Source organism: Enterobacter sp. 01-M-02-SI-ECC (assembly GCF_047530595.1).
Taxonomy (GTDB): Bacteria; Pseudomonadota; Gammaproteobacteria; order Enterobacterales; family Enterobacteriaceae; genus Enterobacter; species Enterobacter cloacae_M.
This window is the reverse complement of sequence record NZ_JBLKCZ010000020.1, coordinates 54,864-68,547: the sequence shown is the minus strand read 5'-3', so window position 1 is coordinate 68,547 and position 13,684 is coordinate 54,864. Positions and strand designations below refer to the sequence as shown.

The 13,684-nt window shown below is 54.7% G+C and carries 11 protein-coding genes; 9 read left to right on the top strand and 2 right to left on the bottom strand.

Annotation, left to right across the window (positions count from 1 at the left end; translation table 11 throughout):
• Window positions 1-100: 100 nt before the first annotated feature.
• The gene (rep, locus tag ACMWLG_RS20180; protein ID WP_023309648.1) at window positions 101-2,125 is read left to right on the top strand and encodes a DNA helicase Rep; all 2,025 of its coding nucleotides are present in this window, start codon (window positions 101-103) and stop codon (window positions 2,123-2,125) included.
• A 59-nt stretch (window positions 2,126-2,184) separates the two neighbouring features.
• On the opposite strand, the gene gppA is transcribed toward rep, so the two are convergent.
• Both gppA and rhlB read right to left on the bottom strand, forming a co-directional pair.
• Window positions 2,185-3,669, bottom strand: a complete 1,485-nt coding sequence (gene gppA, locus ACMWLG_RS20175) for a guanosine-5'-triphosphate,3'-diphosphate diphosphatase (RefSeq protein ID WP_023309647.1) — start codon at window positions 3,667-3,669, stop codon at window positions 2,185-2,187.
• Window positions 3,670-3,675: 6 nt separating this feature from the next.
• Window positions 3,676-4,944: an ATP-dependent RNA helicase RhlB gene (gene rhlB, locus ACMWLG_RS20170; RefSeq protein WP_023309646.1), complete on the bottom strand. Its 1,269-nt coding sequence runs from the start codon at window positions 4,942-4,944 to the stop codon at window positions 3,676-3,678.
• 144 nt (window positions 4,945-5,088) lie between these two features.
• Here rhlB and trxA point away from each other — a divergent pair, with 144 nt between their 5' ends.
• From trxA to rffA, 8 genes are all read left to right on the top strand, one after another.
• Window positions 5,089-5,418 (top strand): thioredoxin TrxA, encoded by a 330-nt coding sequence (trxA, locus tag ACMWLG_RS20165; RefSeq protein ID WP_006179218.1) that lies wholly within the window; start codon window positions 5,089-5,091, stop codon window positions 5,416-5,418.
• A gap of 345 nt (window positions 5,419-5,763) precedes the next feature.
• Window positions 5,764-7,023, top strand: a complete 1,260-nt coding sequence (rho, locus tag ACMWLG_RS20160; RefSeq protein ID WP_008501566.1) for a transcription termination factor Rho — start codon at window positions 5,764-5,766, stop codon at window positions 7,021-7,023.
• A 241-nt stretch (window positions 7,024-7,264) separates the two neighbouring features.
• Complete coding sequence (wecA, locus tag ACMWLG_RS20155) at window positions 7,265-8,368, top strand: UDP-N-acetylglucosamine--undecaprenyl-phosphate N-acetylglucosaminephosphotransferase (protein WP_045403888.1); 1,104 nt, start codon at window positions 7,265-7,267, stop codon at window positions 8,366-8,368.
• A 13-nt stretch (window positions 8,369-8,381) separates the two neighbouring features.
• Window positions 8,382-9,428 carry an ECA polysaccharide chain length modulation protein gene (gene wzzE, locus ACMWLG_RS20150; RefSeq protein WP_023309644.1) on the top strand — a complete coding sequence of 349 codons (1,047 nt, stop codon included), beginning with the start codon at window positions 8,382-8,384 and terminating at the stop codon, window positions 9,426-9,428.
• Between the two features lie 56 nt (window positions 9,429-9,484).
• Window positions 9,485-10,615: a non-hydrolyzing UDP-N-acetylglucosamine 2-epimerase gene (gene wecB, locus ACMWLG_RS20145; RefSeq protein ID WP_047634331.1), complete on the top strand. Its 1,131-nt coding sequence runs from the start codon at window positions 9,485-9,487 to the stop codon at window positions 10,613-10,615.
• The gene (wecC, locus tag ACMWLG_RS20140; RefSeq protein ID WP_045403883.1) at window positions 10,612-11,874 is read left to right on the top strand and encodes a UDP-N-acetyl-D-mannosamine dehydrogenase; all 1,263 of its coding nucleotides are present in this window, start codon (window positions 10,612-10,614) and stop codon (window positions 11,872-11,874) included. The genes wecB and wecC overlap by 4 nt, the downstream gene beginning before the upstream one ends.
• Entirely contained in the window at window positions 11,871-12,548 is a 678-nt protein-coding gene (gene rffC / locus ACMWLG_RS20135; protein ID WP_045403881.1) for a dTDP-4-amino-4,6-dideoxy-D-galactose acyltransferase, read from the top strand. The genes wecC and rffC overlap by 4 nt, the downstream gene beginning before the upstream one ends.
• Before the next feature lie 4 nt (window positions 12,549-12,552).
• A complete protein-coding gene (rffA, locus tag ACMWLG_RS20130) occupies window positions 12,553-13,683 on the top strand; it encodes a dTDP-4-amino-4,6-dideoxygalactose transaminase (protein ID WP_045403879.1) in 1,131 nt (376 codons plus the stop codon).
• Window position 13,684: the final 1 nt, after the last annotated feature.

The window sequence follows — 13,684 nt, the reverse complement described above, 5'->3', positions numbered from 1 at the left end:
CGGGTTAAACGCGATTTCTCCACTTTATCATTAGCCGGTAAATCTGCGCCCGGCTTTCTGCTACAATCCACACCCCGTTCGAAGATTGAGCAACACTCCCATGCGTTTAAACCCTGGACAACAACAAGCGGTCGAATTCGTTACTGGACCATGCCTGGTGCTGGCAGGGGCCGGTTCGGGTAAAACCCGCGTGATCACCAACAAAATCGCCCATCTGATCCACAACTGTGGATATCAGGCGCGACACATTGCGGCGGTCACCTTTACCAATAAAGCGGCGCGCGAGATGAAAGAGCGCGTCGGTCAGACGCTGGGTCGTAAAGAGGCACGCGGCCTGATGATTTCCACTTTCCACACGCTGGGGCTGGATATCATCAAACGCGAGTATGCGGCGCTGGGAATGAAGTCCAACTTCTCGCTCTTCGATGACACCGATCAGGTGGCGCTGCTCAAAGAGCTCACCGAGGGGCTCATCGAAGATGACAAAGTGCTGTTGCAGCAGCTGATCTCGACGATCTCGAACTGGAAAAACGATCTGATGACGCCGGCCCAGGCCGCGGCGATCGCCAAAGGTGAACGGGATCGGATCTTCGCCCACTGCTACGGTCTGTACGATGCGCATATGAAAGCGTGTAACGTGCTGGACTTTGACGATCTGATCCTGCTGCCCACGCTGCTGCTGCAGCGCAATGAAGAGGTGCGCGAGCGCTGGCAGAACAAAATCCGCTACCTGCTGGTGGATGAATATCAGGACACCAACACCAGCCAGTACGAGCTGGTGAAGCTGCTGGTGGGGCAGCGCGCGCGTTTCACCGTGGTAGGCGACGACGACCAGTCAATTTACTCCTGGCGCGGTGCGCGCCCACAAAACCTGGTGCTGCTGAGCAAAGATTTCCCGGCCCTGCAGGTGATTAAGCTGGAGCAAAACTACCGCTCCTCCGGGCGTATCCTGAAGGCGGCAAACATCCTGATTGCCAATAACCCGCACGTATTTGAGAAGCGTCTGTTCTCCGAACTGGGCTACGGCACGGAGCTGAAAGTGCTCAGCGCCAACAATGAGGATCATGAAGCGGAGCGCGTGACGGGCGAGCTTATCGCTCACCACTTCGTCAACAAAACCGAATATAAGGATTACGCGATCCTCTATCGCGGTAATCACCAGTCGCGCGTCTTTGAAAAGATGCTGATGCAGAACCGCATTCCGTACAAAATCTCGGGCGGCACGTCGTTCTTCTCGCGGCCAGAAATCAAAGATCTGCTGGCCTATCTGCGCGTGCTCACTAACCCGGATGACGACAGCGCGTTTCTGCGCATCGTGAATACGCCTAAACGCGAGATTGGCCCGGCGACGCTGCAAAAGCTCGGCGAGTGGGCGATGACCCGCAACAAAAGTATGTTTACCGCCAGCTTCGACATGGGGCTGAGCCAGACGTTAACCGGACGCGGGTATGATTCGTTAACCCGCTTCACCCACTGGCTTGGCGAAGTGCAGCGTCTCGCGGAGCGGGAGCCGGTGGCGGCGGTGCGCGATCTCATTCACGGCATTGACTATGAGTCCTGGCTGTATGAAACCTCAGCCAGCCCGAAAGCGGCTGAGATGCGCATGAAAAACGTTAACCAGCTCTTCAGCTGGATGACCGAAATGCTGGAGGGCTCTGAAATCGACGAGCCAATGACCCTGACGCAGGTGGTCACCCGCTTTACCCTGCGCGACATGATGGAGCGCGGCGAGAGCGAAGAAGAGGCCGATCAGGTTCAGCTGATGACGCTGCATGCGTCAAAAGGGCTGGAGTTCCCGTATGTGTATCTGGTCGGCATGGAAGAGGGATTGTTGCCGCACCAGAGCAGCATTGATGAAGATAACGTCGACGAGGAGCGTCGCCTGGCCTACGTGGGGATCACCCGCGCGCAGAAAGAGCTGACGTTCACGCTGTGTAAAGAGCGCCGCCAGTATGGTGAACTGGTACGCCCGGAGCCGAGTCGTTTCCTGCTGGAACTGCCGCAGGATGACCTGATCTGGGAACAGGAGCGCAAAGTGATTACCGCAGAAGAGCGGATGCACAAGGGACAGGCTAACGTGGCGAACATCCGCGCCATGCTGGCAAAAGCCAAAGAGAAAGGATAATTCCGTAGGGATCTGTAGGCCGGGTAAGGCGAAGCCGCCACCCGGCAATGTTCAGCGTATTACTTTACCTCAAGCACCCAGTGCACGTAGCTCTGCCACTGGCACTCCTGTTCGATCATCTCGGCCCCTAACGGGTGACGATCAATCCAGTTCTCCGGCAGCGTCAGCGAAAGCTTCTCGTCATCGGCCACCAGATTAATGGCTGGCAGCAAATCATCGCGGCGGCGGCTGGCAAAGAGGATAGCCAGACGCAGCAGGCGGCACAGATGCTCGGCTACGCGCGGCGGTACGGCGTTTTGCTGATGCAAAGAGGAGAGATCGACGGCATTGGTCTGGTTCAGCAGCAGCGTTGCCAGCAGCTTTTTCTGCGCGGGCGTATAGCCCGGTAGATCAAGGTTTCGCACCAGATACGCTGCATGAGCCGGTGCCTGCTTAAAATCAATGCTCAGCCCCACTTCATGTAGCGCGCAGGCGCTCAGCAGTAAATCCCGGCTCAGATGGTCAAGATCCCAGACGTTAGCGACCTGATCGGCGAAGCGTGACGCCAGCTGCGATACGCGTCCGGCCTGATCGATATCAACCATAAAACGACGCTGCACATTGCGCAGAGTACGGCTGCGGATATCCTGATCGACCGAAAGATGTAACATCCCGTAGACCAGACCTTCGCGCAGCGCGCCGCCGGCCAGGGTCATACACTGGATGTTCAGTTCGGTGAAAATGGCGATAAGAATAGCCAGCCCGCTCGGGAAAACCAGCGCGCGTTCCAGCGTCAGGCCTTCAATTTCCAGCTCTTCCAGGCGTCCACACTGAATGGCGCGCTGTTTCAGCTGCTGAAGTTTGGCAAGGGTAATCCGCTCGTCCATTCCCTGCGCCATCATGATTTCCTGCAGAGCCTGCACGGTACCCGAGGCACCCACGCAGACTTTCCAGCCGTGATAGCGCAGCTCGTCCATCACCGGGCGTAACACCTCGCGCGCGGCGTTTTCTGCCTCGTCGAAGTTCTCTTTCGCCAGATTCCGATCGGTAAAGTAGCGCTCAAGCCAGGTCACGCAGCCCATCGACAGGCTGAACAGCGACGTTGCCTGCGCGCCGGTGCCGGTCACAAGCTCGGTACTGGCACCACCGATATCCACCACCAGACGGCGATCGTCACCTCCCGTGGTGTGCGCAACGCCCTGGTAAATCAGGCGAGCTTCTTCTTCACCGCTGATAATCTGTACCGGACAACCCAGAATTTCCTGCGCTCTGGCAATGAAATCCACGGCGTTAACCGCCAGGCGGAGTGTCGCAGTGGCGACCACGGTGATTTGGGCGTGCGGGATATCCTGCAGACGTTCGGCAAAGAGCCGCAGACACTGCCAGCCACGTTCCATGGCTTCAGGCGAGAGGTGATTGTCACTGCTCAGGCCTGCCGCGAGGCGGACCTTGCGCTTGATGCGCGTCAGCGTTTGTATGCTTCCCGCCACCTCGCGCACAACCAGCATATGAAAACTATTCGAACCGAGATCAATTGCCGCATAAAGCGAGGTGGAGCTGAGCATATTTTCTTAACCTGAACGACGACGATTACGCGGCGCGCCACCTGAACGACGCGGACCATTGCCGGAGCGTGGGCGGGTTAGACGCTTAGGCGGCGGCAGTTCGCTTAACAGCGCTTCCGGATTGTATTTGCTCTGCGGAATAGAGTGACCGATATACGTCTCAATGGCCGGGAGATTCAGCGCATACTCTTCACACGCAAGGCTAATCGAGTGACCGCTTGCGCCCGCACGACCGGTACGACCGATACGGTGTACGTAGTCTTCGCAGTCGTCTGGCAGATCGTAGTTAAAGACGTGCGTCACGGCCGGAATGTGCAGACCACGAGCGGCAACGTCGGTTGCGACCAGAATATCAAGATCGCCACGGGTAAACTCTTCCAGAATACGCAGGCGTTTTTTCTGCGCCACGTCGCCGGTCAACAGGCCAACACGGTGACCGTCTGCAGCCAGATGGCCCCAGATGTCTTCACAACGGTGCTTGGTGTTCGCGAAGATAATGGCGCGATCTGGCCACTCTTCTTCAATCAGCGTTTGCAGCAGACGCATTTTCTCTTCATTGGAAGGATAGAAGAGCTCTTCTTTAATGCGGTGACCCGTTTTCTGCTCCGGTTCCACTTCTACATATTCGGCATTGTTCATCTGTTCGAACGCCAGCTCGCGTACGCGATAAGAAAGGGTAGCGGAGAACAGCATATTCAGACGCTGATTGGCCGGCGGCATGCGGCGGAACAGCCAGCGAATGTCTTTAATGAAGCCCAGATCGTACATGCGGTCAGCTTCATCGAGCACCACAACCTGGATTGCGCCGAGGTTAATGTGGTTCTGTTTGGCGTAATCGATAAGACGGCCGGTGGTACCGATCAGGATATCCACACCGCTTTCCAGCACTTTCAGCTGTTTATCGTAGCCGTCGCCGCCATAGGCCAGGCCAAGCTTCAGGCCGGTAGACTGCGCCAGGGGTTCAGCGTCTGCGTGGATCTGTACCGCAAGTTCTCGCGTCGGGGCCATAATTAGCGCGCGCGGCTGGTTAACTTTGCGGTCTGCAATCGCTGGGTGAGAAAGTAAATAATGAAACGTTGACGTTAAAAACGCCATCGTTTTGCCGGTACCGGTTTGCGCCTGCCCGGCAACATCGCGACCGGCCAGCGTCAGCGGCAGCGCGAGGGCCTGAATGGGCGTGCAGTTATGAAACCCTTTATTTTCAAGGGCTTCAATCACCTTCGGGTGCAGCGCGAAGTCGGAAAACTTCTGTTCTGTTAAATGTGTTTTGCTCATAGTGTGGTAGAATATCAGCTTACTATTGCTTTACGAAAGCGTATCCGGTGAAATAAAGTCAACCTTTAGTTGGTTAATGCGACATCAACACGTCGTTGGTGGAGACAAAACCAACGTACCAGGCTTATTCCTGTGGAGTTATATATGAGCGATAAAATTATTCACCTGACTGACGACAGTTTTGACACGGACGTACTTAAGGCTGACGGGCTGATCCTCGTCGATTTCTGGGCTGAATGGTGTGGTCCTTGCAAAATGATCGCCCCGATTCTGGATGAGATCGCCGACGAATATCAGGGCAAACTGACCGTTGCTAAGCTGAACATCGACCAGAACCCGGGCACCGCACCAAAATACGGTATCCGTGGCATCCCAACCCTTCTGCTGTTCAAAAACGGCGAAGTGGCAGCGACCAAAGTAGGCGCGCTGTCCAAAGGCCAACTGAAAGAGTTCCTGGACGCTAACCTGGCGTAAGGTTTCTCCGCTGTGCGTTCAGAGCTCCCGGCTAAATGATGTGGAACTCTGGACGCCCGGCTGAAGTCGTGCTAAGTTAGCTATGACTTCGTTTTAAACATATCTTGTTGTTTGAATCTTGTTTTACCCGATACTTCCCGTTGTTAACATGAACAGTGCGTGAAGTGGCTAAATTCCGGGCTTGTCACTCAATCCGTCTTGTCGTTTCAGTTCTGCGTTCTTTCCCTGTGACCAGACAGCGAACAGACATGAGTCGATGGCCGCTAAACAGGCATGGATGACCCTGCCATACCATTCACAACATTAAGTTCGAGAATCACCCCGAGTTTAAGAACCCACACCATTATGAATCTTACCGAATTAAAGAATACGCCGGTTTCTGAGCTGATCACTCTCGGCGAAAATATGGGGCTGGAAAACCAGGCTCGTATGCGCAAGCAGGACATCATTTTCGCCATCCTGAAGCAGCACGCTAAGAGTGGCGAAGATATCTTTGGCGACGGTGTGCTGGAGATATTGCAAGACGGATTTGGTTTCCTCCGCTCTGCAGACAGCTCCTACCTCGCCGGCCCTGACGACATCTACGTATCCCCCAGCCAAATCCGCCGTTTCAACCTCCGCACTGGTGACACCATTTCAGGTAAGATTCGTCCTCCTAAAGAGGGTGAACGCTACTTTGCGCTGTTGAAAGTCAATGAAGTTAACTTCGACAAACCGGAAAACTCGCGTAATAAGATCCTCTTCGAGAACTTAACGCCGCTGCACGCGAACTCTCGCCTGCGCATGGAGCGTGGTAACGGTTCTACTGAAGACTTAACCGCGCGTGTTCTGGATCTGGCCTCACCAATTGGTCGCGGCCAGCGTGGTTTGATTGTGGCACCGCCAAAAGCGGGTAAAACCATGCTGCTGCAGAACATCGCGCAGAGCATTGCCTATAACCACCCAGACTGCGTGCTGATGGTGCTGCTGATTGACGAACGTCCGGAAGAAGTGACCGAGATGCAGCGTCTGGTTAAAGGTGAAGTGGTTGCTTCTACCTTCGACGAGCCAGCCTCTCGCCACGTTCAGGTTGCGGAAATGGTTATCGAGAAGGCGAAACGCCTGGTTGAGCACAAGAAAGACGTGATCATCCTGCTTGACTCCATCACCCGTCTGGCGCGTGCCTACAACACCGTGGTTCCGGCGTCTGGTAAAGTGCTGACCGGTGGTGTGGATGCTAACGCCCTGCATCGTCCGAAACGCTTCTTCGGTGCCGCACGTAACGTGGAAGAGGGCGGCAGCCTGACCATCATCGCGACGGCGCTGATCGATACCGGTTCTAAAATGGACGAAGTGATTTACGAAGAATTTAAAGGTACAGGTAACATGGAACTGCACCTTTCTCGTAAAATCGCTGAAAAACGCGTCTTCCCGGCTATCGACTACAACCGTTCCGGTACCCGTAAAGAAGAGCTGCTCACCACGCAGGAAGAGCTGCAGAAAATGTGGATCCTGCGCAAAATCATCCATCCAATGGGTGAAATTGACGCGATGGAGTTCCTCATTAATAAACTGGCGATGACCAAAACCAACGACGATTTCTTCGACATGATGAAACGCTCGTAACGCAAATAAAGCCAGCGAACGCCACGTTTTTACGTGGCGTTTTCCTTTTATGGACTATACGCTAGTACCACCAACTCCCAATTTTGACTGGTCAGTGCGACAATAAGATAATTCGCACAGTAAAAACATTAATAGCTTGAATAATAAACAAATGGAATTGTAAGAGGTTTGCTTTATAACTTCAGGCTCAGCGCCTTGATGGTTATACTTCCTTGACTAACATTTGTTGAGAACATCCATTGTGAACCTACTTGATACGTTTACTGAACTAACCAGTATTTTCTTGTTTACCACCTGTTTTTTGTTTCTGGCACGTAAGGTGGCGAAATATCTGGGGTTAGTGGATAAACCCAACTTCCGTAAGCGTCATCAAGGTATGATTCCTTTGGTCGGCGGTATCTCTGTTTTCGCGGGGATCTGCTTCACGTTTGCCATCGCGGATTACTATATTCCACATGCCAGGCTGTACCTAACCTTTGCGACGGTGCTTGTGGTGGTTGGCGCTCTTGACGACCGTTATGATATTAGCGTCAAAATCCGCGCCTTCGTTCAGGCTGCTGTAGCTATCGCTATGATGGTGTTCGCTAAGCTGCACTTGAGTAGCCTGGGCTATATTTTTGGCTCCTGGGAGATGGAACTCGGTCCGTTCGGTTATTTCCTGACACTTTTTGCCGTGTGGGTGGCAATTAACGCGTTCAACATGGTTGACGGTATCGATGGTTTGTTGGGAGGCTTGTCCTGCGTCTCATTTGCCGCAATTGGTTTCATTTTATGGTTCGATGGGCAATATAGCCTTGCTATGTGGTGTTTTGCCATGATTGCGGCCATCCTACCTTATATCCTGTTGAATCTCGGCGCATTGGGCCGTCGCTATAAAGTATTCATGGGTGATGCGGGTAGCACACTTATCGGCTTTACTATCATTTGGATCTTGCTGGAAACCACTCAGGGTGATGTACACCCCATTAGCCCAGTAACGGCATTATGGATTATCGCTATCCCGTTAATGGACATGGTTGCGATTATGTATCGCCGCCTGCGTAAAGGGATGAGTCCTTTCTCTGCTGACCGTCAGCACATTCATCATTTGATCATGCGAGCCGGATTCACTTCCCGGCAAGCATTTGTGCTTATTACGCTGGCGGCTGCTATTCTAGCGGGGATTGGCGTGACGGCGGAATATACACATTTTGTGCCTGAATGGGCTATGTTGGTATTGTTCTTGCTAGCTTTTTCTCTCTACGGCTACTGCATCAAGCGTGCATGGAAGGTAGCACGCTTCATTAAACGTATTAAACGCAGGATGCGTCGTAACAGTGGCAAAAATACAACATTAACTAAGTAAAACCGGGACTATGATGACTCAACCGTTGGCGGGAGCGAAATCAGTGGTAACTGAGAATGAACTGGATATTCGGGGTTTGTTTCGCGTGTTATGGGCAGGCAAACTTTGGATTGCGGGGATCGCGCTGGGGTTTGCCCTGTTAGCGCTGGCCTATACGTTCTTTGCAAAGCAAGAGTGGAGCGCCACGGCAATCACAGACAAGCCAACGGTTAACATGCTCGGGGGATACTATTCCCAGCAGCAATTCCTGCGTAACCTGGACATCAAAGCCAGTCTTGCTACGCCTGACCAGGCTTCCGTTATGGATGAAGCCTATAAAGAGTTTGTGATGCAGCTGGCTTCGTGGGATACCCGCCGTGATTTCTGGTCCCAGACGGATTACTACAAGCAGCGCCGGGTTGATAATACAAAAGCCGATGCCGCCCTGCTGGACGATCTGATTAACAATATTCAGTTTATGCCGGGCGACGCGCTGCGTAGCGTGAATGACAGCGTCAAGCTGATTGCAGAAACCGCGCCGGATGCCAACAACCTGTTGCGTCAGTATGTCGCGTTTGCCAGCCAGCGTGCCGCAAGCCATCTTAACGAAGAGCTTAAAGGTGCCTGGGCGGCTCGTACCATCCAGATGAAAGCCCAGGTGAAACGTCAGGAAGAGGTGGCGAATACTATTTTCGGTCGCCGCGTGCATAACATTGAGCAGGCGCTGAAAATTGCGGAACAGCACAATATTTCCCGTACTGAGACGGACGTGCCGGCCGATGAGCTGCCTGACTCTGAAATGTTCCTTCTTGGTCGCCCTATGCTGCAGGCGCGGCTGGAAAACCTGAAGGCCGTCGGTCCTGATTTTGACCTCGATTACGATCAAAATCGCGCGATGCTCAATACGCTTAATGTCGGTCCATCCCTGGACCCGCGTTTTCAGACCTATCGTTATTTGCGAACGCCTGAAGAACCTGTAAAACGCGACAGTCCGCGCCGCGCATTCCTGATGATCATGTGGGGGATTGTGGGCGCACTGACGGGCGCTGGCGTGGCGTTAACGCGTCGTCGCAAAAACTAAGAACGCCGTTTACGATGAAGGCTATGGCCTTCATCGCCTAATCGAAGAGAATCGATGTGAAAGTACTTACCGTATTTGGCACCAGGCCGGAGGCCATTAAGATGGCGCCTCTGGTTCATGCGCTGGCCAGCGATCCTGATATTGAAGCGAAAGTCTGCGTCACGGCACAGCACCGTGAGATGCTCGACCAGGTTTTAACGCTCTTTTCCATCGCCCCGGATTACGACCTCAATATTATGAAACCAGGGCAAGGCTTGACCGAAATAACCTGCCGCATACTGCAAGATCTTAAGCCGATCCTGGAGTCATTCAAGCCCGACGTCGTGCTGGTACACGGTGACACCACCACAACCGTGGCGACAAGCCTGGCCGCGTTTTACCAGCGAATTCCCGTGGGGCATGTTGAGGCGGGTCTGCGTACCGGCAATCTTTATTCACCGTGGCCGGAGGAGGCCAACCGCACGTTAACGGGTCATCTGGCGATGTACCACTTTGCGCCAACGGAAAACTCTCGTCAGAACCTGCTGCGTGAAAATATCGCCGATAACAAAATCTTTGTGACCGGCAATACGGTCATTGACGCGTTAATTTGGGTACGTGACCGCGTCCTGGCAAACAGCGATCTTCAGAAAGAGCTCGCTGCCCGCTATCCGTTCCTTCACAACGGCAAAAAAACCATTCTGGTCACTGGCCACCGTCGCGAGAGCTTTGGCCGGGGTTTCGAGCAAATCTGTCACGCGCTGGCTGAAATCGCCGCGCAGAATGACGATGTGCAAATTGTCTATCCAGTACACCTTAACCCTAACGTCAGCGAGCCGGTTAACCGGATCCTGGGCCATGTCGAAAATGTCCTTCTGATTGAACCTCAGGACTACATGCCGTTTGTCTGGCTGATGAACCACACCTGGCTGATCCTCACCGATTCCGGCGGAATCCAGGAAGAAGCGCCATCCCTCGGCAAACCTGTGCTGGTGATGCGTGAAACGACCGAACGTCCGGAAGCCGTCAAAGCCGGTACGGTGCGTCTGGTCGGCACCAACGCGCAGCTCATCGTCGAAGAGGTCACGCGCCTGCTGCATGACGATGAAGCGTATCAGGCGATGAGCCGGGCCCATAATCCGTATGGAGACGGGCAGGCTTGTGGCCGTATTTTGCATGCACTTAAACACAATCGGGTATCGCTATGAGTTTTACTACCATCTCTGTCATTGGTCTTGGCTACATTGGCTTACCTACTGCGGCCGCGTTTGCCTCTCGTCAGAAACAGGTTGTTGGTGTGGATATCAACGCACGAGCGGTAGAAACCATTAACCGTGGCGAGATTCATATTGTGGAGCCCGATCTTGACCGCGTGGTGAAAGAGGCGGTGGAGGGGGGCTTCCTGCGTGCCAGCACGACGCCAGTTGAAGCGGATGCCTACCTGATTGCCGTCCCTACCCCGTTTAAAGGTGACCACGAGCCCGACATGGCATTCGTCGAGGCGGCGGCCAAATCCATAGCGCCTGTGCTGAAGAAAGGGGCGCTGGTGATCCTGGAATCGACCTCTCCGGTCGGCGCTACCGAGCAGATGGCACAGTGGCTGGCCGACGCGCGTCCTGATTTACGTTTCCCGCAGCAGGCGGGTGAGCAGGCGGATATCAACATCGCCTACTGTCCGGAGCGCGTGCTGCCGGGCCAGGTGATGGTCGAACTGATTAAAAACGACCGCGTCATTGGCGGTATGACGCCCGTCTGTTCCGAACGTGCCAGCGCGCTGTACAAGATTTTCCTGGAAGGCGAGTGCGTGGTGACCAATTCCCGCACCGCCGAGATGTGCAAGCTGACGGAGAACAGCTTCCGCGACGTCAATATCGCCTTTGCGAACGAACTGTCGCTAATTTGCGCCGATCAGGGGATTAACGTCTGGGAGCTGATTAGCCTGGCGAATCGCCATCCGCGTGTAAACATTCTCCAGCCAGGCCCGGGCGTGGGTGGACACTGTATCGCCGTCGATCCGTGGTTTATCGTGGCGCAAAATCCGGCGCAGGCTCGTCTGATTCGCACCGCGCGTGAAGTGAACGACAGCAAGCCTCACTGGGTGCTCAATCAGGTTAAAGCGACGGTAGCGGATTGCCTGACAGAGAGCGGCAAGCGCGCCAGCGAGCTGAAAATTGCCTGCTTTGGTCTGGCATTTAAACCCAATATTGACGATCTGCGTGAAAGCCCGGCGATGGAAATTGCTGAGATGATTGCCGAATGGCACAAGGGTGAAACACTGGTGGTTGAGCCGAATATCCATGAATTACCGGCAAAACTGGCGGGGCACTGCACGCTGACGGCGCTGGAAGACGCGCTGGCGACGGCGGACGTGCTGGTGCTGCTGGTAGATCATAAAGAGTTTAAAGCCACGTCCGGCGATGCCGTTCGTCAGCAGTTTATTGTGGATACCAAAGGTGTCTGGCGTTGAACAGCCTGAATGGGGTGCTTGAGTCCCTGCAGTGGGAGAGTGCCTTTTTCGGCCTGCCGTCGGCCATCGTACGTGTGCACGATGACGCGCCGGTGCTGGCTGAATCAGATTTTATCGCCTGGCAACGGGTGCAGGCTAAGATCCCGGCGGAGCGCGCCGATCTGCTTGACGCGCTCCAGCAGCACGGCTTTCAGCTGGTTGAAGGTGAGGTAGACCTTTCCATTACCCTTACCCGGCACGATGCGCCAGGCGCGGAAATTGCAAACGAACAGGACATCCCCGTGCTGCGTCAGATGGCGGCCCAGGCATTTTCACAGAGTCGCTTTCGTGCTCCCTGGTATGCACCTGACGATAGCGGACGTTTCTATGCCCAGTGGATAGAGAATGCGGTCAAAGGCACCTTTGACCACGTCTGCCTGGTTTTCCGTGCAGGCGACGGTCAAATCCAGGGGTTCGTCTCGCTGCGTAAGCTCAACGAGCGCGAGGCGCGTATTGGCTTATTAGCCGGGCGCGGCATGGGTGAGAAACTCATGCAGGCGGCGCTGCACTGGGCGCAGCAGCAACAGCTTGTGACGCTGCGGGTCGCGACCCAACTGGGCAACACCGCCGCGCTTAAACGTTATATTGCGAGTGGTGCCAACATCGACGCCACCGCCTACTGGTTATACAGGTGACAAGATGATTCCATTTAACGCACCACCCGTTGTCGGAACTGAACTCGACTATATGCAGTCTGCCATGGGCAGCGGCAAACTCTGTGGTGACGGCGGTTTTACCCGTCGCTGTCAGCAGTGGATGGAACAGCGTTTTCGCAGCGCCAAAGTGCTGCTGACCCCGTCCTGTACGGCATCGCTGGAAATGGCGGCACTGTTGCTGGATATCCAGCCCGGCGATGAAGTGATTATGCCGAGCTATACCTTCGTTTCCACGGCGAACGCCTTTGTCCTGCGCGGAGCGAAAATCGTCTTTGTGGATATCCGCCCGGACACCATGAACATTGATGAGACGCTGATTGAAGCGGCGATCACCGACAAAACGCGCGCGATCGTGCCGGTTCACTACGCGGGCGTGGCCTGTGAAATGGACACCATCATGGCCATCGCCAAAAAACATAATCTGTTCGTGGTGGAAGATGCCGCGCAGGGCGTAATGTCCACCTATAAGGGACGCGCGCTGGGTACCATCGGCCATATCGGCTGCTTTAGCTTCCACGAAACCAAAAACTACACGGCGGGCGGAGAAGGTGGCGCGACGCTGATTAACGACCGGGCGCTCGTGGAGCGGGCGGAAGTGATCCGCGAAAAAGGCACCAACCGCAGCCAGTTCTTCCGGGGTCAGGTAGATAAATACACCTGGCGCGACATCGGCTCCAGCTATCTGATGGCGGATCTGCAGGCGGCATATCTGTGGGCGCAGCTGGAAGCGGCGGAACGTATCAACCTTCAGCGTCTTTCCCTGTGGCAAACGTATTACGATGCGCTTGAGCCGCTCGCCAAAGCCGGGCGCATTGAGCTGCCGACCATCCCGGCAGTTTGCGTCCACAACGCGCATATGTTCTACATCAAGCTGCGCGATAACGACGACCGCAGCGAGCTCATCGCCTGGCTGAAAGAGGCCGAAATTATGGCGGTGTTCCACTATATCCCGCTGCACTCCAGCCCGGCCGGCGAAGCGTTTGGCACGTTCGCGGGTGAAGATCGTTACACCACGAAAGAAAGTGAGCGTTTGCTTCGCCTGCCACTGTTCTACAACCTCGCGCCTGTTAACCAGCGTACGGTGATTAATACCCTTCTGAGTTATTTCGGCTGAT

What these genes read in the sequence shown, in the direction of transcription:
- rep (WP_023309648.1), top strand. Translation starts at nt 101, where the DNA reads ATGCGTTTAAACCCTGGACAACAACAAGCGGTCGAATTCGTTACTGGA.
- gppA (WP_023309647.1), bottom strand. Translation starts at nt 3,669, where the DNA reads ATGCTCAGCTCCACCTCGCTTTATGCGGCAATTGATCTCGGTTCGAAT.
- rhlB (WP_023309646.1), bottom strand. Translation starts at nt 4,944, where the DNA reads ATGAGCAAAACACATTTAACAGAACAGAAGTTTTCCGACTTCGCGCTG.
- trxA (WP_006179218.1), top strand. Translation starts at nt 5,089, where the DNA reads ATGAGCGATAAAATTATTCACCTGACTGACGACAGTTTTGACACGGAC.
- rho (WP_008501566.1), top strand. Translation starts at nt 5,764, where the DNA reads ATGAATCTTACCGAATTAAAGAATACGCCGGTTTCTGAGCTGATCACT.
- wzzE (WP_023309644.1), top strand. Translation starts at nt 8,382, where the DNA reads ATGACTCAACCGTTGGCGGGAGCGAAATCAGTGGTAACTGAGAATGAA.
- wecC (WP_045403883.1), top strand. Translation starts at nt 10,612, where the DNA reads ATGAGTTTTACTACCATCTCTGTCATTGGTCTTGGCTACATTGGCTTA.
- rffA (WP_045403879.1), top strand. Translation starts at nt 12,553, where the DNA reads ATGATTCCATTTAACGCACCACCCGTTGTCGGAACTGAACTCGACTAT.